Raw genomic sequence first — 23892 nt, forward strand, 5'->3', positions numbered from 1 at the left:
CTCGACACCATGGTCTCGCTGGCGGAGGAGGGCATGACCATGCTCTGCGTCACCCACGAGATGGGCTTCGCCCGCCAGGTCGCCGACCGCGTCATCTTCATGGACGCCGGACAGATCGTCGAGATGAACACCCCCAACGAGTTCTTCAAAAACCCGCAGCACGAGCGCACGAAGCTCTTCCTCAGCCAGATCCTGCACTGAAGTGGTCGCCAGTATGGCAGCGGAGTTCGGTCAAACGGGCGCCCGCCAATCCGCAGTCAAGCTTCTTCAAAGCGAGGGCGAGTGCTGGCCTCGTTCCAATCGATCGGGTTCCCGATGTTCAAAGAAGGAAACAAAGGACATGACTAGCCCAGCTTTCGATACCGTGCGCAAAATTGGTGGCGATCTCGAGGTTTCGCGCCTGGGGTATGGCGCTATGCGCTTGACCGGTCAGCCCGGCAACTGGGGCCCATACCCAGACCCTGAGGCTGCCAAGAAGGTGTTGCGGCGCGTCATTGAAGTCGGTGTCAACCTGATCGATACGGCCCATGCTTATGGAGCCGGTTACAATGAGGGGCTGATTGCCGAGGCACTGCATCCGTATAGAGACGACCTCGTCATCACTACGAAATGCGGTCTCACCAAAATGGGGCCGGGCATCGCCTACCGGGACGGGCGACGCAAGGCCATCAGGACGGGCTGCGAAGCAAGTCTTTCCCATCTTCGTGTGGACAGGATCGATCTCATGCAATTGCATTGGGTTGATGAGGATACACCCATCGAGGAGACGGTCAGCTCACTTGCCGAATTGGTCAAAGAGGGCAAGATCCGACACATCGGAATTTCCAACGTAACTCTCGACGAACTCAAGCGCGCACGAAGCATCGCGCCGATCGCATCGGTGCAAAATCGGTTCAGTTTTGCCGATCGCTCGCAAATTGACCTGGTGCGATACTGCAGCGAAGAGGACATTACTTTCTTCCCATATGGTCCTCTCGACGGGAACCCTGCACAAATTGGGGCGCCGCTTGCCGATCAGACTGGCAATATCGCGATCGAGGCAGGCAAGCGGGGGTGCTCGACTTCGCAGTTCGCCTTAGCCTGGCTGCTGGCACTGAGCCCCGTCATCGTCCCCATTCCAGGCACACGTTCTGTCGTTCACCTGGAAGAAAACGTCGGGTCGCTAAATGTGCCTCTGACCCAGGAAGAGGCAAAGGCTCTATAGCAGTGCCTCCGTGCTTGTCGGAGTCCGTATCAGTGTTGGCGGCGGGTCGCTGTTTGCAAGCAGCCGCTCGCTGATGCGCCGGTCGCAGATGTCCGCTTCCAAGCGGTGCCCCAATGTCCGGAACTGGCGCCAGACGTCCGTGGACAGACGAGTTTGGCGAGAGCCTCAGCTTAGGCTGTGGCGATTGGCATCGGAGGTTTTACCGGAAACGGTCTGGAGGTGGCGAGGATCAGCGTAGCCGCCAGGCCCAAGCCCCAAGACGCGACATACATCGGCGTATAAGTTCCGATATTGTCGTAGATCAGGCCGACAAGCACAGGCCCAGTCAACATGCCGAGGCTCCCGGCCATCCCGGTGCCCCCGATGATGGTGCCCATCATCCTCACCGGGAAATACTCGCGGATAATTACGGCGTAGAGCGGCATCGTGCCGGCGATTTTGGCCTCTGCGAGCCTGAGATCGGTTCTTGGATCGAGCCGTTCGCCCTCTGCCGGCGACATCAGCCCTTCGGCTTCCAATCGCCCGACGGAATGGTGTTGATCATCCAGGGGATGCCGAACTTGTCGATCAGCGAGCCGAAGCCCGGTGACCAGAAGGTCTCGCCGAATGGCATGACCGCCTTGCCGCCCTCGGACAGTTTTTCGAACCAGCTTTGGCCCTGGGCCTTATCCGTGCTGTGCAGGGTGACGTCGAACCCGTTCTTGGGCTTGTCGATGTTAGGCGCCCACGCGGCATCCATATCGGCGCCCATCAGGGCCTGATCGCCCACCTCCAGCCAGCAATGCATCAGCCAGCTCTTGTACTTCTCGTCGGTGATCGGCATGCCGGGAGGTGCGTCACCGTAAGGAAATGCGGCCGTGATCTTGCCGCCGAGAACCTTCGCGTAGAACTCGAAGGCCTCGCGGCATTGCCCCTGAAAGCTCAGGCTCGTCACGATCTTCATGGTTTTCTCCCTGTGTTGATCGAAGCGCCGATGCGGTTAGGACGTGACATCGATTGGCGCTTTCCCCATTTAGTTGATATCCACCTATATCATTCCGGGGATGTCAACTCACCTGATGCGCGCCCAAACCGAACTTACCTTCGAGACGACCCTTCTGGTACGCGATGCCTGCCTTTGCCTTCATGCGCAGCGGGCAGCGCGCGCGCTTGCCCGACGCTTCGATCTCGCGCTAAGGCCTGCCGGCATCAGCAGCGGCCAGTTCTCGCTCCTGATGTCGCTGAATCGTCCCAGTCCCCCAAGCCTCGGCAGCGTCGCCGCCCTGCTGGCGATGGACAGAACGACCCTGACCGCAAACCTAAAGCCGTTGGAGCGGCGCAAACTCGTCGAGACCAGCCATGACGCAGCGGACCGGCGCGTCCGCCTCCTGTCTATGACGCCGGCAGGCAGAGCCGTGCTGGCCGATGCGGTGCCAATCTGGAAACAACTGCACGCGGCAATCGAAGCCGAGCTGTCAGACCCCATCCATCTGCGTTCTGATCTGGCTCTGCTGTCCCAATGAACGAAGGTCCGCGTATTGACGTAGAGGTGATGTCAGGTTTTGGCCCATCGCGGCTTCCAACCCCTGAACCCAGACGTAGGTCACAGCCCGTCGAACGAGCTCTTCCATAGCGGCACAGCCTTGGCGAAGGTGCCTCGGTGGCTCGTGGCGCCGGTCGAGATCGCCTCCACGCGATCGTTGCCGAGTGCCTTTTGGTAGGTCATCGGCAGCTGTCCGAGTTCCGTCCGGATCGCCTCATCCGTCTCGCCGTAGAAAGTCCTCACCGGCGTCTTCACCACCCAGCGATAGGCCTGCGTGGCGGCGACGAGTCGCCCATAGGCCGAGTTCGCGAAGAATTGTGCGTCGAAATATTCAGGTCGGATGATCTTGCGGAGCTCCGTCGGCACTTGGCTGGCGTCGAAGGGCAGCCTCTCATAGGCCTTGCGCGACAGCTCGTAATAGTCGTCCGTGAGCAGCGAGCGGGCAAGGCCTGGCACCCCATAGTAGTTCTCGAAGGAGAAGGCCGAGAGGATAAAGAGCGTCGGCACCCAGTCGGCGTCGATCTTGCGGGGAAAGTCCAGGAAGCCGTTGAGGGCGACGAAGATGTCGGCCGGAGCGCTGGCCGTCACTGCAGCCGTGACCGGAATCTTGGCATTCTCCAGCTTCTCCAGCATGGCCAGCGTCACGAAGCCGCCCTGCGACCAGCCGGCGAGGAACAGCTTCGGCGTCGCGACCTTCAGGTCGGCGAGGACGGCGCGCGCCGCCATCAACATATCGTAGGTTGCCTGCTGGTGGCTGGCCTTCACCATGTACCCTTCGGGTTCGCTGGATTCGCCTAGGCCGAAGTAGTCGGCAGCGACCAGGACATAGCCCTGCCCAGCGAACTGCGCGAGCATGAGCTGCGTCTCGGGCGATTGGTCGGCGAAGGACGGAACCTGCTGCTTTCCGTAGACGGTGCCGTGCTGGTAGGATACCATCGGGAAGCTCGCTTCACCGGTGTCTGGCACCGCGACGAGGCCGGTAGCAACGGTCGGCCGATTGCCGCGCTCGGGCACGACTGACGCATAGCGGACGCGGTAGAGCCTCACCGCGTTGCGAGCCGGGGTGTAGCTCACCGGGATGCCTGCGAAGGTTGGCGTATCGGTCGTCAGGATGCGGTTTAGCTTGTCGACATCCCAGCGCGCCAGGAATTCATAGCTAACGCCAGAGGCGACGGCGACTGGCCCTGTTGTTTGAGCCAGCGAAGCCGGCATAATGCCGACCAGAGCGGCGGCGAGGCAGAGGATACGAAGCAAGGGCATGAGTGCTCACGGTTTGCGCCCGTTGCGTTTCGCAGCGTCCGGTAAAGATTCCGTCGTCATGCCAAGTCCGCGGGATTCACTGACCCTGGCTTACAACTGAGTGCTTCCGCGTCGCATTGCTCGACATGTCCTGGGAGGCATCCGCAGATATCACTCCGCATCTTCGGTTATAGGCCGATGCTGAATTGGGGACCCACGTGCCGCTTTCAGTCGCGCCACTATCGCGCACTGGACGTCCGCTTGGGATTTCGGCGCGTGGCGTGGCCCATTGTCGAGAAGCACACATCCACGATCAGCGGCGCAAGTCAGACGCTTCCGAACCGCTGTGGGCCCGGCCTGCCAGCCAGGCCCTTCTTGGTCTCAACTATCCGCTGCAGTTGCATTCGCCGCGAGCGACAAGCGCCCTGCTCCCATCCGACCACGTCAGCGCATCGAGCAAAGCGCTTTTACAAGAAGAAGCGTGCCGGCCTGAAGCTCTCGAACTCGGGGCGCTGCGTCCCGTTGACGATTTCATCGGCGGCCATGGCGCCCAGCGCCGGCGAGAGCGTGGCGCCACTATGGGTGACCATCACATAGTAGTTCTCGACACCCGGCACCGGGCCGATCACCGAGAGGCCGTCCCTTGGGATCGGCCGTACGGTGACGCGCGCGGCTTCCGGCTTGAGCGGCGCGATGCCCGGCAGGATGCGTAGGAGGCGGTCGACCAGATCGGCCGCCTGCTCCATGCCCGGATTGACGCCGATCTCGGGCGTGACCGTGGCGTCGGCCGCCCCCCAGTGCAGCATCAGGCGCCCGGCTCCGTCCGGGCGGAAGTCGCAGACCGGCGTGGCGACGACGCGCTGAATGCTGGCGGGAACGGGCGGCGTGAAGACGAGGAAGCCGACCGTGGGCGCCAGCGGCACGTTCGGGATGACCGTGCCGATCGTATCGTTGGACCAGCGGCCGGTGCAGTTCACGACAAGGTCGGCATGGAAGGTCTCGCCGCCTTCGCTGCGCACGCCCTTCACCTTGCCGCCTTCGACAAGCAGGCCCGAGACCTTCGTCTGCGTCCTCAGGCTCGCGCCGTGACGCCGTGCCGCACTCATCATCGCATGGGAATAGACCACCGGGTCGAGCCAGCCGTCGTTCGGATACCAAGCGATCGGCGCGTCGCCTACCGCTTCCGGCGCGATGTCGGGTTCCAGCTCGAGCAGTTGCTTGCGGTCGATCCACTCTGCCGCATAGTCCCAGCTCCGCAGCCGCTCGACCTTGGCCTTGAGGGCAGCCTGCTCGGCTTCGGCTCTCCATTCGACGCGCCCGCCGCCATGCCACCAGGGCGTGGCGCCGAACTCGTCCTTCAGAGCGGCATGGGCGCGCATGCCGGCGACGTTGAGGTCATGATAGGCGCGCGGCGACTTGTTGCTGGAGTTAGTCCAGGCGAAGGAGATGCCCGAGGTGCCACCGCCGACGCGGGTGGCTTCGAGCACCGTGACCTTCGCGCCGGCTCGCGCCAGCCGATAGGCGACAGACGTTCCGATGACGCCGGCGCCGACAACGATGATTTCAGTCATGGTCCATATCCATTAATGAAGAGGGGCAAGCAGGCCTTACGCCGCGCGCTTCGTGGCCCAGCCGTCGCGCACGAGCGCTTTCAGCTCCGCAAGCGACATCGCCTCAAGGCCGATATCGCCGAGCAGGTCGTTCTCCGCCGCGAAGTCCCGGCCGTAGAGCGCCGAGAAGATGTCGACGCCGGCCTGGTGCAGTGTCGCCGGCCGGCCGGCGAGCTTGCCGAGCAGCACCGTGGGATGCAGCCCGAAGGGCGCGTCTTCCAGGACATAGCGGGTATCGATCGTGCTTGGCCCGTTGCCGCCATTGCCACGAGCAGCGAGTGCACGCGCCATCTCACCGACCGGTCCGGGCGCGACATGGAAGGAGAGGTTATAGTGCTCGCGAATGGTGCGGACCCTATAGCCGGCGGCCTCGGCGATGGCGAGCCGTTCGGCATCCAGCGCCTCCAGAAAGCGGCCGACGGAATCCGTGTTGTTTTCGTTCTGCCCCCAAGTCTCGCCATGCTCCATGCGGGTGAAATTGCACAGCGCGATGCCGAGATGGTTCTGCGGGTTGAGATTGGAGAGCGAAATCGCGAGCGCATCGTCGCGCTGGACGAAACGGTCCCCGAACAGTTCCTGGCAGATCTTCAGGCCGCGATCGGCGGCGGAAACGGGAATCGTCGCGATGTCGACCTTCGAACGGATGGTCGAAACATTGACGCTGGCATCGCCGGTGCGGCGCCCGGCGGTGACCGTCGTGCCCCAGACGACGACGGGGACGTCCAGCCCGCGCTCGGCGATCTTGCGCGCGATGTAGAGGCCGCTGAACGAGGTGTGCGAACTGATGATGACGACCTGCCCGGCGTCCAGGTGCGGCGCGGCCTCGTCCATCGCCTTGCGGTGGCCATTGGCCGGCAGCGCGAACAGCACGGCTCCCGCGCCGGCGATGGCCTCGGCGGCGCTGGCCGCGACGGCGACCTTGAAGCTGCCGCTCAGGCTGCCTGTCGCGGTTAGCGGCTCGCCCTGCGCGATGCTCCGGCCGCTCTTGCCGGAGGGCGACCACAGGACCGGCTCATGGCCGAGAGAGGAAAGAAGAGCGGCATTGCCATAGGCAATCGAGCCCGCACCGAGCACTGCGACACGCATCGTCCTGATCCTTGAGAGTTTCGATGATGGGGGCGGATCGGGCCCGCAGGCCCGACCCAGGCATGGACGCTTGCTGCGTCAATATTTGTAGCCGGCCTTTTCCATGTACTGCTTGGCCAGGTTGAAGTCGTAGGCGATCGGCTTCAGCAGATCGTGGTCGTAATATTCCGAGGTGAAAGGCATGGGCACCGTTCCCGGCTTGCCGAAGCCGGCGACGACATTCTTGATGATCTGCTCGCGCGGGATCATGTGGCTCATCGCCTTGCGGACATACATCGCCGCCTCGGCGGCGCGGCTGGGGTCCTGCTTGCCGAGCGGCGTCTCGACTCCGGTCCCGAAGACCGGGTGGTTCATGTTGAGGCAGGTCTGCATCCACTTGAACGAGTCGAAGCGGTTGATCTTGCCCCAGGAGGCATCGACCGTATCGAGCAGGCCGCCGACATCGTACATGGGGTCATGCGCGTCGATGGCACCGGATTTGATGGCGCTCAGCAGGGCGTCGGCGCCTTGGATATTGACGACGTAGAAGGTTTTGACGTTGCCGTCCGTCTTGCGCCAATAGTTCTCGTTCCGGACGTATTTATAGGCCTTGCGCGAGGGATCGAAGCCTTGCGGGATCCAGGGCCCGGTGCCGACACCGCCCTTCGCCTCGAAGACCTTGCCGTCGGACGTCTTGACCGGGAAGGTGCCGAGCCAGGTCGAGATGACGTGGCCGCGCAGCTCCTCCGGCTTGATGTCCTTGTAGGCGTGCTTCGGCATGATCGCGATGACCGGCAGCAGGAAATCGTAGAACATCGAGTTCGGCTGCGGCAGCGAGACGGTGATCTCGTGCGTGCCGGTGACCTTGTAGGCGTCGCGCGAGCCCATCACGGTTTCGAGCGGCGACTGGAACAGGCTCGCATAGGCCTTGTCGATGATCGTATCCCAGGTGAACTTCACGTCTTCGGCGGTGAACTCTTCGCCGGAGTGCCATTTCACGCCCTTGCGCAGGTTCAGAACCCAGGTCTTGCCGTCCGCGGAACCCGTGACTGATTCCGCCAGCGCGGGGCTGAGCTTCTTGTTCGCCCAGCTGTCATATTCGAGCAGCGCGTTGTAGACCGGGCCGAAGATGTTCGCCTCGTTGTAGCCGCTGCCATACATCGGGATGAGCTGGCTCGGAGGCTGCCAGGAGGCAAAGGTGGCGGTGACGTCGCCGGTCGCCCCCTCGATCGTCCAGTCCTCCGCACGTGGATAGAAGACCGGGTTGTAGGTCGTCGATTCCATCCCCTTCAGCTTCGGATTGGTGATGATCACCTCTTCCGGATAGAAGACGATGTGCAGCGGCTCGATCTCGTACCAGCGCTTCACGAAGGCGGTCATCGCCGCCTTGCGATCCTCCTCGGTGATCGCGCGGGAATACTTCTCGATCGCCTCGTCGATCTGCTTGTCCGCGACCCGATAGTAGTTCTGGCCGTTGGGCGGCATGTTCTTGCTGTGGAACAGCGTCTCGGGCATCGGCGACAGACCGCTGTAGTAGATGCGCTCGGAATACATGTCGAAGCCGCCCTCGACATGGGTCTTGCCGCTGTCGTTGGCGCGCCGGGCAATCACCACGGAGGGTGGCTGGTAGCTCGCATTCACGTCGATACCGAGCCGCGCGAACTGCTTGCCGATCAGATCGGTCCAGATCATGCGCGACTGCAGGTTGTTGAAGATCATCAGGTAGAGCTTGAAGTGGGGCGGCTTCGCCAGGGCCGGCTCCGGCAGGCCGCCGGCGGCGAGCGCGGCCGCCCCAGCGCCAGTCCATTTCAGAACGTCACGTCGCGTCGATTTTTCAGGCATCGTTGTCCCCTCTTCTGCTTGATTGGAAACGGCGGCGCTCCCGCGGCTCAGGCCTGGAAGCGCGTCGGTCGGAACTCCTCGAGCTCGGGCCGCTGGCGGCCGCGCAGCACCTCGTCCGCAACGGCCTGGCCGAGGAAGGGCGAGAGCGTGACGCCGCTATGGGTGACGACGACGTAGTAGCCGTCGACGCCACGCGCGCGCCCGACGGTGGAGAGCCCGTCGGCCGGGATCGGGCGCACCGTTGTCCGGACCGCCTCGGCCCTGACCCCCTTGAGGCCGGGTAGGATCTCGGCCGCGCTTTCGAGGGCGATCCGTGCTTCCTCGCAATCCGGCGTCCGGCTTTCGAGCGCCGCGAAGCGGTCGTCGAGGGAGTCCTTGCGCACCATCAGGCGGCCGGCGCCGTCCGGCCGGACATCGACATCGGGAGCGTGGAAGGGCCGGCGCAGATCGACCCCGACCGGCGGGGTGAAGACCAGGAATCCGACCGTGGGCGCAAGCGGGATGTTCGGGACGCTCTCGCTCACCGTCTCGTTCGACCAGCGGCCAGTGCAGTTGATCACGAGGTCGGCCTCATGAAGCGCACCGCTGTCGTCGCGGGCACCGATCACGCGGCCGTTGCGCGTCTCCAGCCCGGTGATCCGGACGCCGGTCTTCAGCGCGGCGCCATAGCGCTGGCGGGCGGCGCGCAGCATCGTGCCGGCATAGAGGACCGGGTCGACCCAGCCTTCCTCCGGGCAGAACACGATCTGGGCGTCGTCGGGAACGGCACTAAGCGCGATCTCGGGTTCGAGTTGGCCGAGCCGCTTCTTGTCGACGATCTCGACGGCGTAGCCCCATTCGCGCAGTCGCGCGACCTTCTGCGCCTGGGCCGCCACCTCGGCCGGATCGACGCGCCATTCCAGGCTGCCGCTCTGATGGAACCAGGGCGTGGCGCCGAACTCGTCCTTCAGCGCGGCATGGGCCCGCATGCCGGCGACGTTGAGGTCGTGATAGGGCCGCGGTGTCTTGTTGTTGGAGTTGGTCCAGGCGAAGCTGACGCCCGAGGTGCCGGCACCGACGCGCTCGGCTTCGAGAACGGTGACCCTGGCGCCCCCCTGCGCCACCCGGTAGGCGACCGAGCTGCCGACGATGCCGGCTCCGACGACGATGACGTTCATCATGGCATATCCTGTGGTCTGGCCCGCATCAGCGCGGGTTGTGGCAAGCGAAGGCGTGGCTGCCCTCGGGGGCGGCCAGCGGTGGAACCTGCTGGGAGCAGACCGGCAGCGCGGCCGGGCAGCGGGTGTGGAAGACGCAGCCGTGAGGCCGCTTCACCACGCTCGGGATTTCGCCCTTGATGGCGTCGCGCGGCCTCTGGCGGGCCGGATCTGGCACCGGAATCGCCGAGATGAGGGCCGCCGTGTAGTGATGCCGAGGGCGGGCGAAGATCTCGTCGACCTCGCCGATCTCGACGAGATCGCCGAGATACATCACCGCGATGCGGTTGCTCAGGAAGCGCACCGAGCTCAGATCGTGCGAGATGTAGAGATAGGAGAGCCTCAGCTCCTCCTGCAGCTCGGCCAGCAGATTGAGGATCTGGGCCCGCACCGAGACGTCGAGCGAGGATACCGGCTCGTCGCAGATCAGCAGCCGCGGCTCGACCGCGAGCGCGCGGGCGATGCCGATGCGCTGGCGCTGGCCGCCGGAGAATTCGTGCGGATAGCGGTCGGCATGTTCGGCCGGCAGCCCGACACGCTCCAGCAGCGCCTCGACCGCGGCGTCCCATTGCGCCGGCGGCAATAGGCCGTGGACCCGCAGGGGCTCGGACAGGATCTGCCGGACGCTCCAGCGCGGATTGAGCGAGAGATAGGGATCCTGGAAGACGTATTGCATCTGCCGGCGCAGCGCGAGGACATCGGGCCGGCGGTCCTGAGCGAAGGTCTCGCGGATATCGACGCCGCCGAGCCGGATCGCCCCGGAGGTGGGCGGTACGAGATGCAGGATGGCGCGCGCTGCCGTGGTCTTGCCGCAGCCGCTCTCGCCGACGATGCTGAGCGTCTCGCCCTCGTCGAGGCTGAAGCTGATGTCGTTGACGGCGCGGATCTCGCTGGTGACCTTCTGGCGGAACAGGCCGCGGCGAAGCAGCGGATAGCTCTTCACCAGCCCGTCGACGCTGAGCAGAGGGCGGGTAGCACGCTGCCGCGCGTCGGGCGCCTGCTCGATCAAGGGCTCAACCATGGTCGGGCACTCCGGCGCTGCCGCGCTCCAGGCAGTGGACGACACGGCCCGGCTCGATTGCGGCGGCCTGCGGTACGAGGCGGGAGCATTCCGGCTGTGCCTCGGGGCAACGGCCGGCGAAGCGGCAGCCGCCGGTAAGCGGTTGGCCGGGCGTCGCGGCGCGACCGACAGTCGGCAGGCGCTCGCGCCGACCCTGGGCGTTGACCGCATAGGGCCGGTCGATACGGGGCGTCGAGGCAAGCAGCGCCTGGGTGTAGGGATGCGACGGCCGGGCGAAGACGGCATGTTTGTCGCCGGTCTCACAGACCTGGCCGGCATACATCACGGTGATCCGGTCAGCGATGCGGGCGACGACGCCCATATCGTGCGTGACGAAGATCATCGACATGCCGAGCCGCTGCTTCAGCTCCTCAAGCAAATCGAGGATCTGGGCCTGAATGGTGACATCCAGCGCCGTGGTCGGCTCATCGGCCAGCACCAGCGCCGGGTTGCAGAGCAGCGCGCGGGCGATGCAGACCCGCTGCTTCATGCCGCCGCTCATCTCGTGCGGATATTGCGAGAGGCGCGAGCCGGGATCGGTGATCCCGACCAGCCGGAAGAGCTCCTCGACACGCTGCAAGGCGACCGCGCGCGGCAGTTTCTCGTGGACCTTGAGGATCTCCGCGAGCTGGGCACCGACGGTCAGCAGCGGGTTGAGCGAGTAGCCGGGATTCTGGAAGATCATGGCGAGCCTGCGTCCGCGCAGCTTCTGCATCTCCTGCTGCGATTTCGCCGCCAGGTCTTGGCCTTCGAAGAGGATGCGGCCGCCGGCGATCCGGGCGGGAGGCGGCAGGAGGTTGAGAATGGCGAGGCTCGACAGCGTCTTGCCGCTGCCGGATTCGCCGACGATGCCCATCGTCTCGCCGGCATGGACCTGATAGCTGACATCCTCGACGATCCGGACCGGCGCGTTCCAGGGTGGGAACTGGATGCGCAGATTCTCGATCGAGATCAGCGCCGGTGCCGACTGATGCCGTGTCCCGGATTGCTCCAGCGAAGCCGAGGGAGCCTGTCTTTCGTCGGCGAGGCTCGTCATCAGCGCTTGGCCCGCGGGTTGAAGGCGTCGGTCAGCCCGTCCGCCAGAAGGTTGAAACCCAGCACGGTGATGAAGATCGCAACGCCCGGGCTCAGCGAAGCCCAGGGCGCGACCTTGAGCGCCTCGTAGTTGAAGTAGAGCAACTGGCCCCAACTCACCGCGGCCGGATCGCCGAAGCCGAGAAAGCCGATCATGGCCTCCGCCAGCACGGCGCCGCCGATGCCGAGCGCCACGATGACGACGAGCGAGGGCAGAGCGTTGGGCAGGATGTGCCGGAACAGGATGTCGCCGGAGGTCGCCCCGATGCAGCGCGCCGCCTCGACGAATTCCTGGTTCTTGAGCCGCAGGAATTCGGCGCGGGTCATCCGCGCGATCGGCGCCCAGGAGAACATCCCGATCAGCAGGATGATCACGCCGAGATTGAGATAGGGCACGCTCTCGAAGGGCGTGTTGACGATCGCGACGCCGAGAAGACGGACCACGGCAAGGATGACGACGAAGACCGGGATCACCAGGAAGAAGTCGGTGAAGCGCATCAGCACCTCGTCGATCGTGCCACCGCGATAACCGGCGACACCACCGACCAGAACTCCGATGACCGAGGCGATCGACATGGCGCCGAGCCCAACTGCGAGCGCCGTCGATGCGCCATAGATCAGGCGGCTGAGCACGTCGTAGCCCATGCGGTCGGTGCCGAGCGGGTGCGTCCAGCTCGGCGGGGCCTTGGCGCCGGGGTCTATCATCGGGCTCTGGTCCTGCGGGTCGAAGGGCGCCAGAAACGGGCCGACCAGCGCGGTCGCGACGACGAGCGCGACGAGGATGAAGCCGAGCATCCCCGTGCGGCTGCGGGCGAAGCGCTGCCAGGCCTGTCGCCAGATGCCCTTGGCGGGCTTGCGGGCCGGTTTCGGCACAGGCGCATGACTCGTGATCGTCTGGTCGGTCACGCCACTCACTCCAGGCTGATGCGGGGGTCGATCAGGACGTAGATCACGTCCGTCAGCAGGGTCGTGCAGATCAGCATGAAGGCGATGACCGCACTCGCGCCCATGATCACGGGGTAGTCGAGTTGGTGGATCGCCGAGATGTAGAGGTAGCCGAGCCCCGGCCAGGTGAAGACGGATTCGGTCACCGGCGCCGTGCCGAGCATCAGGCCGATCAGCAGGCCGAGATAGGTCAGCATCGGGATAAAAGCGGCTCGTAGCGCGTGGACGTAGATGACGCGCCGCTCGGGAATGCCGCTGGCGCGCATCGCCGCGATGAAGTCGCTCTTCAGCACGTCCACCATGTTGGACCGCATCAGCAGCGTCAGCGTCGCGGTATTGAAGAAGGTCAGCATCGCGACGGGCAGGATCATGTGCCAGAGCGCGTCGAGAACCGAGCTGCCCCAGAGCGGGTTCCGCGTCGCATAGGCGCCGTAGCTCGGCAGCCAGTCGAGCGTGTAGGAGAAGACGAAGATCAGCAGGATGCCGAGGAAGAAGGCGGGCAGCGACTGGCCCAGCAAGGCGGTGCCCATGACCGCGAAATCGGAGCGCGAATGCTGCCGCCGGGCCGCGGTGACGCCGAAGATGACGGCGATGGCGAGCGCGATCAGGATCGCCGGGAGCTGGATCTTCAGGGTTTCCCAACCCCAGGTCACGATCAGCGATCCGACCGGCTGGTTGTAGACGATGCTCGTGCCGAAATCGAGGTGAAGGAGCCGCCCGAGCCAGAGCAGATAGCGGGTGAAGGGAGGGTGATCGAGCCCGTAATAGGCTTTCATCCGCTCGATGACCTCCCCGGTCATGCCGGGCGTCTCGGCCATCATCAGCTCGATCGGATTGCCGATGGCGTTGACCAGGAAGAAAATCGCCGCGCTGACGCCGAGCATCAGTAGAATCGCGAAGATCAACCTTCTCGCCAGAAAGACGAATATCCGCATCGCGGAAAATATCTCCCCTTCAGATTGGCAATAGATCTCCCGTTTCCTGAATATGCTGTGCAGCACATCCAGGATCGGCCCCGTTTGTTTGATCTATGTCAATGACAGTGAAGGTATGGAGCGAAGATCCAGGCGTCAAAGAATATGATTTTGCCAGTTCATTCCTTCAGGTTATGAACTTCGCCTCGCCGCATCGCGCATCAAATCCTCGGCCCGCGCTATGAATCCGCGCGGTAGCCGAGCCTTTCCAGCTCGTCTTCGATATCCCGTATCAGTGCCTCCGCCAGTGACGAGCCGATCAGCGTATTCGGGCGCACATGCCAGACCGGCGAGAAGACCTCCGGCGCGAAGGGCCTTGCGACCAGGCCACGCCCGATGAAGCTCTGGGCATTGAGCTCGTCGACAAGTGCGATGCCGGCGCCGTTCGCCACCAGGGCGCTGGCGACATTCGCCATCGGCGCATCGATGAACATGCGCGGCAGCACGCCCGCCTGCTCGAAGACCTTCTCGATGAAGACGCGACGATCCGCGGATCCGATCGAGACGAAGTTCTCGCCATCGAGGTCCTCCGGCCGAATCCGCTTCAGCTCCGCCAGTCGATGGCCCGCGGGCACCGCGCAGACATTGGGGATGCGCGCGATCATGCGGCAGATGACATTGGGATGCGGGGTGGAGTGCTCGGTGATCCCGAGGTCGATCTGGCCGGCGATGGCCCATTCGAGGATGCGGTCCGAACTGCGCGAATGCAGCTTCACCGCCGTCTTCTCATGCGCCTGGCAGAAGCGCGTCAGCAAGGGCGGGATCAGCGTCCCCGCCAGCATCGGCATGACGCCCAGATTGAGTCGTCCGAACTGAAGCTCCCGGATGTCGCGCGTCATCCGCTCCAGGCGCTCGACGCTTTCCCAGGTGCGCTGCACCTCCGCGAAATACAATTCGCCGTCCCGCGTGGGCTTCAACCGCCCTTTCATGCGCTGGAACAGAATGATGCCGGTGCTGCGCTCGAGCTGGTTGAGCATCTTGCTCGCCGCCGGCTGCGAGACGGACATGATCTCGGCCGCCTGCGTGAGCGTGCCAAGGTGCATGATGTGGCGGAAGAGCTCGACATGCCGCAGATTCATCCTCACCCGTCCCCTCGCATTGCTGGCCCGCTCACCACGCGGACGATGCCGTCCGGCATTTGCTGCCAACCAGCCCCAGAGCTCGCCGCCTTGCAAGCGTATTGCCATCGGCCGCGAGCGGCCGGCCGTCGCCGGCGCTTCAGGCCGGGACGCTGCGGAAGGGCGGCGGCGGCTTCAGGATCGCACTGAAGGCCTCCACCAGCCTGCCCGTCGGGCGTCCGCGCTGCCGGAACAGAAAGATCGGCACGTAGATCGCCGGTCGGAAGCTGCGGAAGACGAGGCCGGTGCCGGGCATCCGCGCCGCCTCGCTGTCTACGATACCGACCCCGCAACCGGCTGCGACGAGGGCGCAGATCGTCAGGCCGAGACTGGCGTCGATGACCGTGCGCGGGTGCTGCCCGGCCGCTTCGAGGGCCTGCCCGAGCTTCCGGCGGAACTCGTCCTCCGGGCCGAGTGCGATGACGGTCTCGCCTGCGAGATCGGCAGCCTCGACATAGGGTTTGCGGGCAAGGCGATGCCCTGCAGGCAGGGCGATGACCCCCTCCAGGTCGAACAGCTTGCGGCGCGAGAGGTTGTATTCCTCGCTGCGCAGCTGGGCGATGCCGAGATCGATCTCGCCGCTGCCGACCAGCCTCGCCGCATCGACGGAGTTGCTGGAATGCAGGGAGATTGTGACGTCCGGATGGGCCTCCGAGAAGCGGGCGACCGCCGTCGGCAGCCAGGCGATCCCGAGCGCGGGAATGGTGCTGACGACGATCCGTCCCTGCCGGCGATGCCCGAGGCTGGCAGCGAAGCGCGTGAGGTTCTGCATGCCGAAATAGGTGCGCTCGACCTCGGTGTAGAGCAGCCGCGCCTCTTCGGTCGCCGCGATGCCTTTCGTCGTGCGATCGAACAGGCGAAGACCGAGTTCGGCCTCCAGCTGCTTGAGAGCCTTGCTCACCGCGGGCTGCGAGATGCGAAGCGTGTTGGCCGCCTCGGTGATCGAGCCGGCATCCATGATCGCCTTGAAGATCTCGACCTGGCGGTAATGCATGGCGAGACCATAACCTCAGTTCATGCAGAACGTAAATTTATGAATTTGAGGCAGATCAATTGCTGTGATTTGCTGGCTTGCGTCGCCACCACCCGCATCTCGACGGGCTGAGCAGGATGGCGGCCAAGAAACCAAAGACTGACTTCGCCTCGTGAAAGCGGCGGACGCTCCGGCGTTCGCCAGCGCTCGCGCGACCGACGAAATTGCCAGCTTGGGGAACAGCAGAACATGCGCAGCCTTCGTCAATCCTGTGCCGTGGCGGCGCTGGCCGCCGGCCTCTCTCTCATGGCGATCCAGGCCATGGCACAGCCGGCCGGCGTGCTCCGGGTCGCGGTCGGTGCCGATCCGGCCACCTTCGACCCCGCCTTCAACGATCTACCGGTCGGCAATGCGGTCGATCTCGCGGTGCTGGAGGGCCTGTATCGACTGGACCCGCAGAACAACGTCCAGAAGGGGCTCGCGACCGAATCCTCCTTCTCGCCTGACGGCAAGGTCTTCACCGTCAAGATCAGACCCGGCAAGACCTTCAGCAATGGCGACCCGCTGAATGCCGAGGCCGTTGCGGCAAGCTTCAACCGCATGCTCGACGAGAAGACCGGCTCGATCTATCGCGGCCTCTATGCATCGCTCGGTACGGTGAAAGCCGTCGGCGAAGACACGGTCGAATTCCACCTGGCCGAGCCCAATGGCCATATCCTCATGCTGCTCGCCAGCACCGCCGCCAGCATCGTCAACGTCAAGGCGGTCAAGGAAATGGGCGCCGAGTACGGCCGCAAGCCGGTGGGCTCCGGCCCCTATATGGTCGAGCGCTTCGTCGGTGGTGAAGGCTTCCGGCTCGTGCCGAACCCGAAATATTCCGGCGAGTATCCGGCGACGCTGAAGGCGATCGAATTCGCCGTCGTGCCGGAGGACGGCTCGCGCATGGCGCTGATCGAGACCGGCGCCGCCGATATCGTCGAGCGCGTGCCGCCGGAATCGATCGACGCGATCAATGCGCTGAAGAGCGCCAAGGTGGTGACGCCACCGAGCATGTTCTCGATCAACATGGAGATGGTGCTGCGCGGCCCGCTCGCCGATGCGCGGGTCCGCAAGGCCCTGAATCTCGCGATCGACCGCGAAGGCATTGCGAAGGGCGTCCTCGGCGGGCTCGGCACGCCGTCCGTCGGCATGGTCGGCCCCGGGACGCAGGACGAATTGCGCAAGACCTTCCCGGCGATCGCATTCGACCCGGAGGGGGCGAAGAAGCTCCTGGCGGAAGTCGGCTACAAGCCCGGCCAGCTCTCGCTCAGCTTCACCTGCCCGACCGGGCGCTACATCAAGGACGTGCAGGTCTGCCAGGCGCTGGCCGGCTCCTTCGAGAATGTCGGCATCAAGGCGACGCCACTGGTTGTGGATCGCGGCACCTGGACCAAGGTCGTCGGCATGGAGCCGGCACAGCGCACCGACAATATGGGCATGGTCGGACGCGCCACCGCCGGTATGGACTACACGCTCTACCGGCTCTTCTTCACCGGCGTCGGCGCCAACCGGTCCGGCTACACAAATCCGCGCGTCGACGCGCTGCTCAAGGAGGGCCGCGCCGCGACCGATCCGGCGAAGCAGAAGGAGATCTATGGCGAGATCCAGGAGATCGTCTGGAAGGACCAGCCCTTCCTCTTCCTCTGGTACCAGACCCAGGCGATCGGCGTCGCCAACCGCGTCCAGGGCTTCGCCGTCCAGCCAAACGAGACGTTGGTCTTCGACAAGGTGACCCTGAAGTAGCGGCCGCCGGGAGGGCAGGACGATGTTCGTTCTCAGACGCCTCGGCGGTGCGCTGCCGACACTCTTCGCGGTCTCGCTGCTGGTCTTCCTGTTCGTCGACCTGATCCCGGGCGATCCGGCGCAGATCCTCGCTGGACCGACCGCCTCGAACGAGGAGATCGAGAGCATCCGCCAGTTCCTCGGCCTGAACGAGCCGCTGCTCTCCCGCTACGGGCATTTCCTGCGCGGCATCTGGGACCCTGCCGCCGCGACCTCCTTCCGGACCCATCGCCCGGTCGTCGTCGAGCTGGCAGAGCGGCTCCCGAATACGCTGATCGTCTCGATCGGCGGGCTGCTGATCGGTGTCGTCGTCGGCACGCTCGCCGGCATCGTCAGCGCCATGCGGCCGGGCGGCCTGGCGGACGCCGCCATCACGGTGCTGACGCTCGCCGGCATCTCGATGCCGATCTACTGGCTCGGCCTGCTGTGCATCTGGCTGTTTGCGGTCAATCTCGGCTGGCTGCCCGCGGCGGGGGCCTCCACGCCCGCGCATTTCGTCCTGCCGATCCTGGTGATCGCCACGCGCCCGGCCGCAATGTTCAGCAGGCTCGTCGCCGCGAGCCTGACCGAGACGATGGGCAAGGATTATCTCGACACCGCCCGCGCCAAGGGGCTGAGCGAGACGCGCGTCGTGCTCGCACATGCGCTGCGCAACTCGCTGATCGCGGCGGTGAGCGTCGCCGGCGTCCAGTTCGGCGGCATGCTCGGCGGCTCCGTGGTGACGGAGACGGTCTTCGGCATTCCCGGCGTCGGCCGCCTGCTCGTCGATGCGGTATCGCGCGCCGACTACCCTGTCATCCAATACGCGATCCTGATGTTCGCGGTCTTCTTCGTCCTCATCAACCTCGTCACCGACCTGCTGACGCAATGGCTCGACCCGCGCACGCGCGAGGAAGAGAGGCCGGCATGAGCCTGGTGCAGAACATGGCGGCGAACCTTGCCCCTCCCCTCGCGGATACGAGCCGAGCCGCGCCGCGGCAGCGCTGGACTTTGCTGCGGCGCATCCTAGCCCAGCCGAAAGGCGCGATTGGGCTGACGCTCGTCATCCTCTATCTGCTGCTTGCGGTGTTCGGGCCGATGCTCGCGCCACAGGACGCCTTTCGCCAGAACTTCGCGCAGACGTTGCGCGCCCCCTCTGCCGCGCATTGGTTCGGCACCGACCAACTCGGTCGCGACGTCTTCAGCCGCGTTCTGATCGGCGCCCGCGCGACGCTGGGGATCGGCGTCGGCGGCGTCACGATGGCGTTTCTCATCGGCGTGCCGCTCGGCATCCTCGCCGCTTGGCGGCGCGGCTGGATCGAGGCCGTGCTGATGCGCGTCATCGACATCATGCTGAGCTTTCCGGACATCGTCTTCGCGCTGGCGGTCGTGGCGATCCTCGGCGCCAACACGCAAAACGTCATCATCGCGGTCGGCGTCGTCTCGATCCCGGTTTTCGCGCGCACCGCCCGTGCGGTGACGCTCAGCATCCTGGCCGAACCCTACATAGAAGGTTCCGCCGCGCTCGGGGCCAACCCCGCTCGGATTATCCTGCGCCATGTGCTCCCGAACATCGCGGGCACGCTGCTGACGCTCTCGACCCTGCTCTTCGCCTCGACGCTGCTCTCGGCATCGGGCCTCGGCTTCCTCGGGCTGGGGACGCAGCCGCCCTTCCCCGAATGGGGCACGATGCTCGGCGAAAGCCGGTCCTACATCCGCAGCCATCCCTATCTCGCGACCTTTCCGGGGCTGTTCCTCGCCGTCTCCGCTCTCGCCTTCAACCTGCTCGGCGAGGCGCTGCGCGTGATCTACGACCCGACCAGCCGCCGCAGTGCCGGGCGCGCGCGATTGTTCGCCTTCCTGCGGCGTGGCACCCGGAGCGCGCCTACAACGACGGTGTCCGAGCCCGCAGCCGGGAGCGCCGTCTCGGTTCGAGGCCTGAGCATGGCGTTCCGGGCGCGCGACGGACTGCTCGACGTCGTCCGCGGTGTCGATCTCACGATCCAGCCCGGCCGGACGTTGGCGCTGGTCGGCGAGTCCGGCTCCGGGAAGTCGACCCTGCTGCGGACGATCGGCACGCTGGCCAATCCGCAGGAAGTCGCGATCACGGCGGGAAGCATCCGCATCGGTGGCGAACCTGCGATCGGCTTGTCCGCTGCGGCTCTGCGTGCGCTGCGCCGGCGCAAGATCGGCGTCGTCTTCCAGGATGCTGCGAGCGCGCTCAATCCCGTTCTTACCATCGGCGCCCAGATCGCCGAGGCGGTGCGGGCGGGCACGCAGATCGACGGTCGGACCGTGCGGCAGCGCTGCATCTCCCTGCTGAAGGACGTCCGGATCGCGGATCCGGAGCGGCGCCTCGACATGTATCCGCACCAGTTCTCGGGCGGGATGAAGCAGCGCATCGTCATTGCCATCGCCCTCGCCCAGGACCCGCAGGTTCTGCTGGCCGACGAGCCGACGAGCGCTCTCGACGTCACGATCCAGCAACAGATCCTGACCCTGTTGCGCGAGATCCAGATGAAGCGCGGCATGGCGGTGCTGCTCGTCACCCACGACCTCAACCTCGTCTCGCGCTTCGCGGACGATGTCGCGGTCATGTACGCCGGGCGCATCGTCGAGAGCGGCGAGGTCGCAACCGTGCTGGAACGCCCGCTGCATCCCTATACCCTGGCGCTGCGCGCCTCCGCTCCCTCTAGGGGAGAGGCACGCGGCCAGCCGCTCCGCAGCATCCCCGGCGAGCCGCCTCTGGTCGGCCGATTTCCGGCCGGCTGCGCCTTCCGGGCGCGCTGCCCACGCACGCTGGGCCGGGCCGAATGCGCCGAGCACGAGCCGCCGCCCCGCCCGGTCGCCCGGCGCGAGATTGCCTGCTTCTTCGCCGAGGAGGGGCAGCTGTGAACGCGCCCTTCCGCCTGCCCCCGCGCCGCGCCGACGGCGAGTTCGACGACATCGTCGTCGTCGCGGAGGTCAGCCGTCATTTCGGCGGCCGCAAGGCACTCCTGAGCCGCGTCGCCGCGCCGGTGGTCCGCGCCGTCGACGGCGTCTCCTTCAGCGTGCCGCGCGGAACCTGCTTCGCCATCGTCGGCGAATCCGGCTCCGGCAAAAGCTCGCTCGCCCGGCTGATCGTCGGGCTGCTGCAGCCGACGCAGGGCGAGGTCACGATCGACGGCACCCGGCTCTCGGCACTGGACAAGGCGGGCTTGCGCAGCCTGCGCCGCAAGGTCCAACTGGTGCTGCAGGACCCGCGTGCCTCGCTCGACCCGCGCATGACGGTGTTCGACACGCTGGCCGAGGCCCTGACCGTCCACGGCCTGCATCGAGAGCGCAACGCCCGTATCGAGCGCATCAACGCGGTGATGGCCATGGTCGGCCTCAATGCGGCGCATCTGGAGCGCTATCCGCACGAATTGTCGGGCGGCCAGCGCCAACGCGCCGCCATCGCCCGCGCCATCATCTGCGAACCGGAAATCCTCGTGCTCGACGAGCCGGTCAGCGCGCTCGACGTCTCGGTCCAGGCGCAGATCATCAATCTGCTGGCCGAGCTGCAGGCGCGCCTGGCGCTGACCTATATCGTCATCACCCACGACCTCGCCTTGGTCGCCCATATGGCCGATGCGGTCGGGGTCATGTATCTCGGGCGCTTCGTCGAACAGGGCGATGTGGCGGAGGTCTGCGGGACCCCACGCCATCCCTATACGCGTAGCCTGATGGCGATCGCCGCACCGGTCGCGCCGTCGATGCGCGATGCGCGCCCGGCCCTTCTCGAAGGCTCGATCCCAAGTCCGCTGGCCATTCCGAGCGGCTGCAGCTTCCATACGCGGTGCCCTCTCGCCCGCGACCTCGCGGCCGGCGGCGCGCCGAGCGTCGGCACGCCCGACGGGCGTCTACCCCGCCGCTGCGTCGAGGAAACGCCCGATCTCCACCCTGCGCCCGGGGGCCGCAGCGCCGCAAGTTGCCATTTCGCGGATCAACGCCCCCACATCCAAGCGAGCTGAAAGACGAAGGATTCGATCGATGTCCGATCACAACAGCGCCTCCGAAGTCGTCATCGTCGGCGGCGGGATCTACGGAACGAGCCTGGCTTACCGCCTGGCGAAGGCGGGCCGCAGCGTCACCTTGCTCGAAGCCGGCGAGATCGCCGGCGGAGCCTCCGGCGGGCCGGGCGAACGCGGCGTGCGCGCCTGCGGCCGCGACCTGCGCGAGCTGCCGATCTGCGCACTGGCGCAGGAGCTCTGGGCCGACTACCAGGCGAAGATCGAAGGCGGTGTCGGCTATCGGCGCGTCGGCGGCTTGAAGATCTACGACGTCTCCTATGGCCATCGCGAGCATGAGGTGCGCGGCCGCATGGAAGCTACGGCCGCCGCCCAGTCCAGCCTCGGCACGCCCTCCCAGGTGCTGTCGCGCGACGAGGCCCTGGCGCGCGAGCCGGAACTGGCGCCCGGCATCCTCGGCGCCATCTGGTGCCCGAATGACGGCGTCGGCGACCACAGCTTTGCGACCCGCCAGTTCGCCAAGGAGGCGGCAAAGGCCGGCGTCGTGATCCGCACGGGCGCGAAGGTCACCGAGATCGTGCAGAGCCGCGGCACGGTGACCGCGGTCAAGCTCTCCAGCGGCGAGAGCGTGCCGGTGGGATCGCAACTGGTCGTCGTGGCCAATGCCGGCGCTGAGGCGCTGCTGAAGCCGGTGCTGAAGCCGCATGAGCTCGGGCCGATCTGGAATCTGATGCCGCAGATGCATTTCGTCTCGAACCCGCTGAACAAGACGGTCAACCATCTGCTCTCGCACGCCCATCGCCGGCTCGCGGTGAAGCAACTGCCCGACGGCACGATCATGCTGTCCGGCGGCGCCCATGTCGGCCATACCCCGGAGGGGCTGTGGAAGGGCTCGCTCAGCTCGATGACGCAGAACATCACCGACGCGGTGCTGACCCTGCCCTTCATCGACAATTCCAGCTTCCTCAGCGTCGATGCCTCCCGGGTCGAGGCGGTAGCGGTCGACCAGATACCGCTGATCGGGCGGGCCGAGGCGCTGCCGAACCTGACCTATGGCTATGGCTGGTCGGGCCACGGCTTCGCGATTTCGCTCGGCTTCACCAAGCTGTTCGCGGACTGGATCCAGAGCGGCGAGAAGCCGGAGGCGCTCGAGCCGTTCTCGCCGCTGCGCTTCCACAAGCCGGCGGAGATGCTCAAGGCCGCCGCGCTCGGCCGCGCCGCCGCCTGAGCCTTCCTACGTGGCCCATGCCAACCAGCGGACGGGGGAAGACCCCATCCGCTGCAAGACAGGATTTGGATTCATGCTGACCGATTTCAACCCGGCCCGTCCGGGCAAGATCATCCAGGACCTCGGCCCGATCGCGGGGCCGCTGGAGGGGATCGCAGGGGATATCATCTGCTGCATCAACAATGGCGCGGGCGCTTCGGTGCTGCTGCTCGGCGGCATCCATGGCGACGAATACGAGGCGCAGATCGTGCTGCGCCGGCTGGCCGAACGGTTGACGCCCGCCGATGTCACCGGCCGCGTCATCATCATCCCCTCGCTGAACTTCCCAGCCGCGCAGAAGGGCAAGCGCCTCTCGCCCTTCGACGGCCAGAACATGAACCGCTGCTTCCCCGGCAAGGACGACGGTACGCCCACGGAACGGCTCTGCGCCTTCGTGACGAGGCGCCTCTTCCCCGCCGTCGACATTCTGATCGACGTCCATGCTGGCGGCGGCGACGTCTCGGTGGTGCCGATGGTCTTCGGCTTCGCGACGGAGAAGAGCGTCGTCGACGACACCCGCCTCAACCGGTTGATGGAAGCCTGGGGCTACCGCTTCGTCCAGCATGTCGACGGCATCGACGAGACGGCCTGCGGCGCGGCCAAGCTGGCCGACCTCGCCTCGATCGAGGTCGAGGGCGGAGGCGGCCGGATGAAGCCCGCCGAGCTGACGATCATGGAGGACGGCCTGCTGCGGGCATTGGCCGATTTCGGCGCCATCAGGCCGCAGCTCGCGCCGGCGCCGTTTTCAGGCGTGCATTTCACTGCGGGTCCGGAGGGGCAGTATCTCGCGCCGTGGCCGGCGCTGGTGGAGCATTGCGTCGCGCTCGGCGACAAGGTCGAGAGCGGGCAGCTCGTCGCCCGGCTACACCCGACCGGCGGCCGATCGGCAGCGGCGCTGGAGATCAAGGCGCCGATGCCGGGCTATATCCTGCGCCAAACTGAGCACGCCTTCGTCGCCAAAGGGCAGCTGATCGGGAACGTCGGCAGCCCAATCGATGCGACCTGAATGGTTGG

At 65.8% G+C, this 23892-nt stretch carries 20 protein-coding genes and 2 pseudogenes; 9 read left to right on the forward strand and 13 right to left on the reverse strand.

What is annotated here, in order from left to right:
• A pseudogene (locus AC1DNE_RS24010) lies at window positions 1-201 on the forward strand (amino acid ABC transporter ATP-binding protein); the annotation flags it as partial.
• A 139-nt stretch (window positions 202-340) separates the two neighbouring features.
• The gene (locus tag AC1DNE_RS24015) at window positions 341-1204 is read left to right on the forward strand and encodes an aldo/keto reductase (RefSeq protein WP_441473132.1); all 864 of its coding nucleotides are present in this window, start codon (window positions 341-343) and stop codon (window positions 1202-1204) included.
• A gap of 170 nt (window positions 1205-1374) precedes the next feature.
• Here AC1DNE_RS24015 and AC1DNE_RS24020 read toward each other — a convergent pair.
• A pseudogene (locus tag AC1DNE_RS24020) lies at window positions 1375-1638 on the reverse strand (MFS transporter); the annotation flags it as partial.
• Between the two features lie 65 nt (window positions 1639-1703).
• Entirely contained in the window at window positions 1704-2147 is a 444-nt protein-coding gene (locus AC1DNE_RS24025) for a VOC family protein (RefSeq protein ID WP_441473133.1), read from the reverse strand.
• 115 nt (window positions 2148-2262) lie between these two features.
• On the opposite strand from AC1DNE_RS24025, the gene AC1DNE_RS24030 reads away from it, so the two are divergent.
• Window positions 2263-2706: a MarR family winged helix-turn-helix transcriptional regulator gene (locus tag AC1DNE_RS24030; RefSeq protein WP_476841246.1), complete on the forward strand. Its 444-nt coding sequence runs from the start codon at window positions 2263-2265 to the stop codon at window positions 2704-2706.
• 80 nt (window positions 2707-2786) lie between these two features.
• Here the strand turns inward: AC1DNE_RS24030 and AC1DNE_RS24035 are convergent, their stop codons facing one another.
• The 11 genes from AC1DNE_RS24035 to AC1DNE_RS24085 all read right to left on the reverse strand — a co-directional run bounded on the left by AC1DNE_RS24035 (window position 2787) and on the right by AC1DNE_RS24085 (window position 15843).
• The gene (locus AC1DNE_RS24035) at window positions 2787-3986 is read right to left on the reverse strand and encodes an alpha/beta hydrolase family protein (protein ID WP_476765734.1); all 1200 of its coding nucleotides are present in this window, start codon (window positions 3984-3986) and stop codon (window positions 2787-2789) included.
• 446 nt (window positions 3987-4432) lie between these two features.
• Complete coding sequence (locus AC1DNE_RS24040) at window positions 4433-5536, reverse strand: NAD(P)/FAD-dependent oxidoreductase (protein ID WP_441473136.1); 1104 nt, start codon at window positions 5534-5536, stop codon at window positions 4433-4435.
• Window positions 5537-5572: 36 nt separating this feature from the next.
• Entirely contained in the window at window positions 5573-6661 is a 1089-nt protein-coding gene (locus tag AC1DNE_RS24045) for an NAD/NADP octopine/nopaline dehydrogenase family protein (RefSeq protein ID WP_441473137.1), read from the reverse strand.
• Window positions 6662-6739: 78 nt separating this feature from the next.
• The gene (locus AC1DNE_RS24050; protein ID WP_441473138.1) at window positions 6740-8482 is read right to left on the reverse strand and encodes an ABC transporter substrate-binding protein; all 1743 of its coding nucleotides are present in this window, start codon (window positions 8480-8482) and stop codon (window positions 6740-6742) included.
• A 47-nt stretch (window positions 8483-8529) separates the two neighbouring features.
• Window positions 8530-9642 (reverse strand): NAD(P)/FAD-dependent oxidoreductase, encoded by a 1113-nt coding sequence (locus tag AC1DNE_RS24055; protein ID WP_441473139.1) that lies wholly within the window; start codon window positions 9640-9642, stop codon window positions 8530-8532.
• Window positions 9643-9667: 25 nt separating this feature from the next.
• Entirely contained in the window at window positions 9668-10699 is a 1032-nt protein-coding gene (locus tag AC1DNE_RS24060; RefSeq protein ID WP_441473140.1) for an ABC transporter ATP-binding protein, read from the reverse strand.
• Window positions 10692-11774 (reverse strand): ABC transporter ATP-binding protein, encoded by a 1083-nt coding sequence (locus AC1DNE_RS24065; RefSeq protein WP_441473141.1) that lies wholly within the window; start codon window positions 11772-11774, stop codon window positions 10692-10694. The genes AC1DNE_RS24060 and AC1DNE_RS24065 overlap by 8 nt, the downstream gene beginning before the upstream one ends.
• Window positions 11774-12718: an ABC transporter permease gene (locus AC1DNE_RS24070; RefSeq protein WP_476841247.1), complete on the reverse strand. Its 945-nt coding sequence runs from the start codon at window positions 12716-12718 to the stop codon at window positions 11774-11776. The genes AC1DNE_RS24065 and AC1DNE_RS24070 overlap by 1 nt, the downstream gene beginning before the upstream one ends.
• 5 nt (window positions 12719-12723) lie before the next feature.
• The gene (locus tag AC1DNE_RS24075) at window positions 12724-13692 is read right to left on the reverse strand and encodes an ABC transporter permease (protein ID WP_476765735.1); all 969 of its coding nucleotides are present in this window, start codon (window positions 13690-13692) and stop codon (window positions 12724-12726) included.
• A gap of 218 nt (window positions 13693-13910) precedes the next feature.
• A complete protein-coding gene (locus AC1DNE_RS24080; protein ID WP_476765736.1) occupies window positions 13911-14810 on the reverse strand; it encodes a LysR substrate-binding domain-containing protein in 900 nt (299 codons plus the stop codon).
• Between the two features lie 139 nt (window positions 14811-14949).
• Window positions 14950-15843 (reverse strand): LysR family transcriptional regulator, encoded by an 894-nt coding sequence (locus AC1DNE_RS24085; protein ID WP_476765737.1) that lies wholly within the window; start codon window positions 15841-15843, stop codon window positions 14950-14952.
• Between the two features lie 228 nt (window positions 15844-16071).
• Here AC1DNE_RS24085 and AC1DNE_RS24090 point away from each other — a divergent pair, with 228 nt between their 5' ends.
• The 6 genes from AC1DNE_RS24090 (at window position 16072) to AC1DNE_RS24115 (ending at window position 23884) form a co-directional block, all read left to right on the forward strand.
• The gene (locus AC1DNE_RS24090; protein WP_441473146.1) at window positions 16072-17604 is read left to right on the forward strand and encodes an ABC transporter substrate-binding protein; all 1533 of its coding nucleotides are present in this window, start codon (window positions 16072-16074) and stop codon (window positions 17602-17604) included.
• A 22-nt stretch (window positions 17605-17626) separates the two neighbouring features.
• Window positions 17627-18553, forward strand: coding sequence for an ABC transporter permease (locus AC1DNE_RS24095; RefSeq protein ID WP_441473147.1), 927 nt, complete (start codon window positions 17627-17629; stop codon window positions 18551-18553).
• Window positions 18550-20517, forward strand: coding sequence for a dipeptide/oligopeptide/nickel ABC transporter permease/ATP-binding protein (locus AC1DNE_RS24100; RefSeq protein WP_476841248.1), 1968 nt, complete (start codon window positions 18550-18552; stop codon window positions 20515-20517). The genes AC1DNE_RS24095 and AC1DNE_RS24100 overlap by 4 nt, the downstream gene beginning before the upstream one ends.
• Window positions 20514-21614 carry an ABC transporter ATP-binding protein gene (locus AC1DNE_RS24105; protein WP_441473149.1) on the forward strand — a complete coding sequence of 367 codons (1101 nt, stop codon included), beginning with the start codon at window positions 20514-20516 and terminating at the stop codon, window positions 21612-21614. Before AC1DNE_RS24100 ends, AC1DNE_RS24105 begins: the two co-directional genes overlap by 4 nt.
• A gap of 19 nt (window positions 21615-21633) precedes the next feature.
• The gene (locus AC1DNE_RS24110; protein WP_441473150.1) at window positions 21634-22839 is read left to right on the forward strand and encodes an NAD(P)/FAD-dependent oxidoreductase; all 1206 of its coding nucleotides are present in this window, start codon (window positions 21634-21636) and stop codon (window positions 22837-22839) included.
• A 73-nt stretch (window positions 22840-22912) separates the two neighbouring features.
• Complete coding sequence (locus AC1DNE_RS24115) at window positions 22913-23884, forward strand: M14 family metallopeptidase (RefSeq protein ID WP_476765740.1); 972 nt, start codon at window positions 22913-22915, stop codon at window positions 23882-23884.
• Window positions 23885-23892: the final 8 nt, after the last annotated feature.

The sequence above is a fragment of the Allobosea sp. 05L423 genome (genome assembly GCF_056397745.1).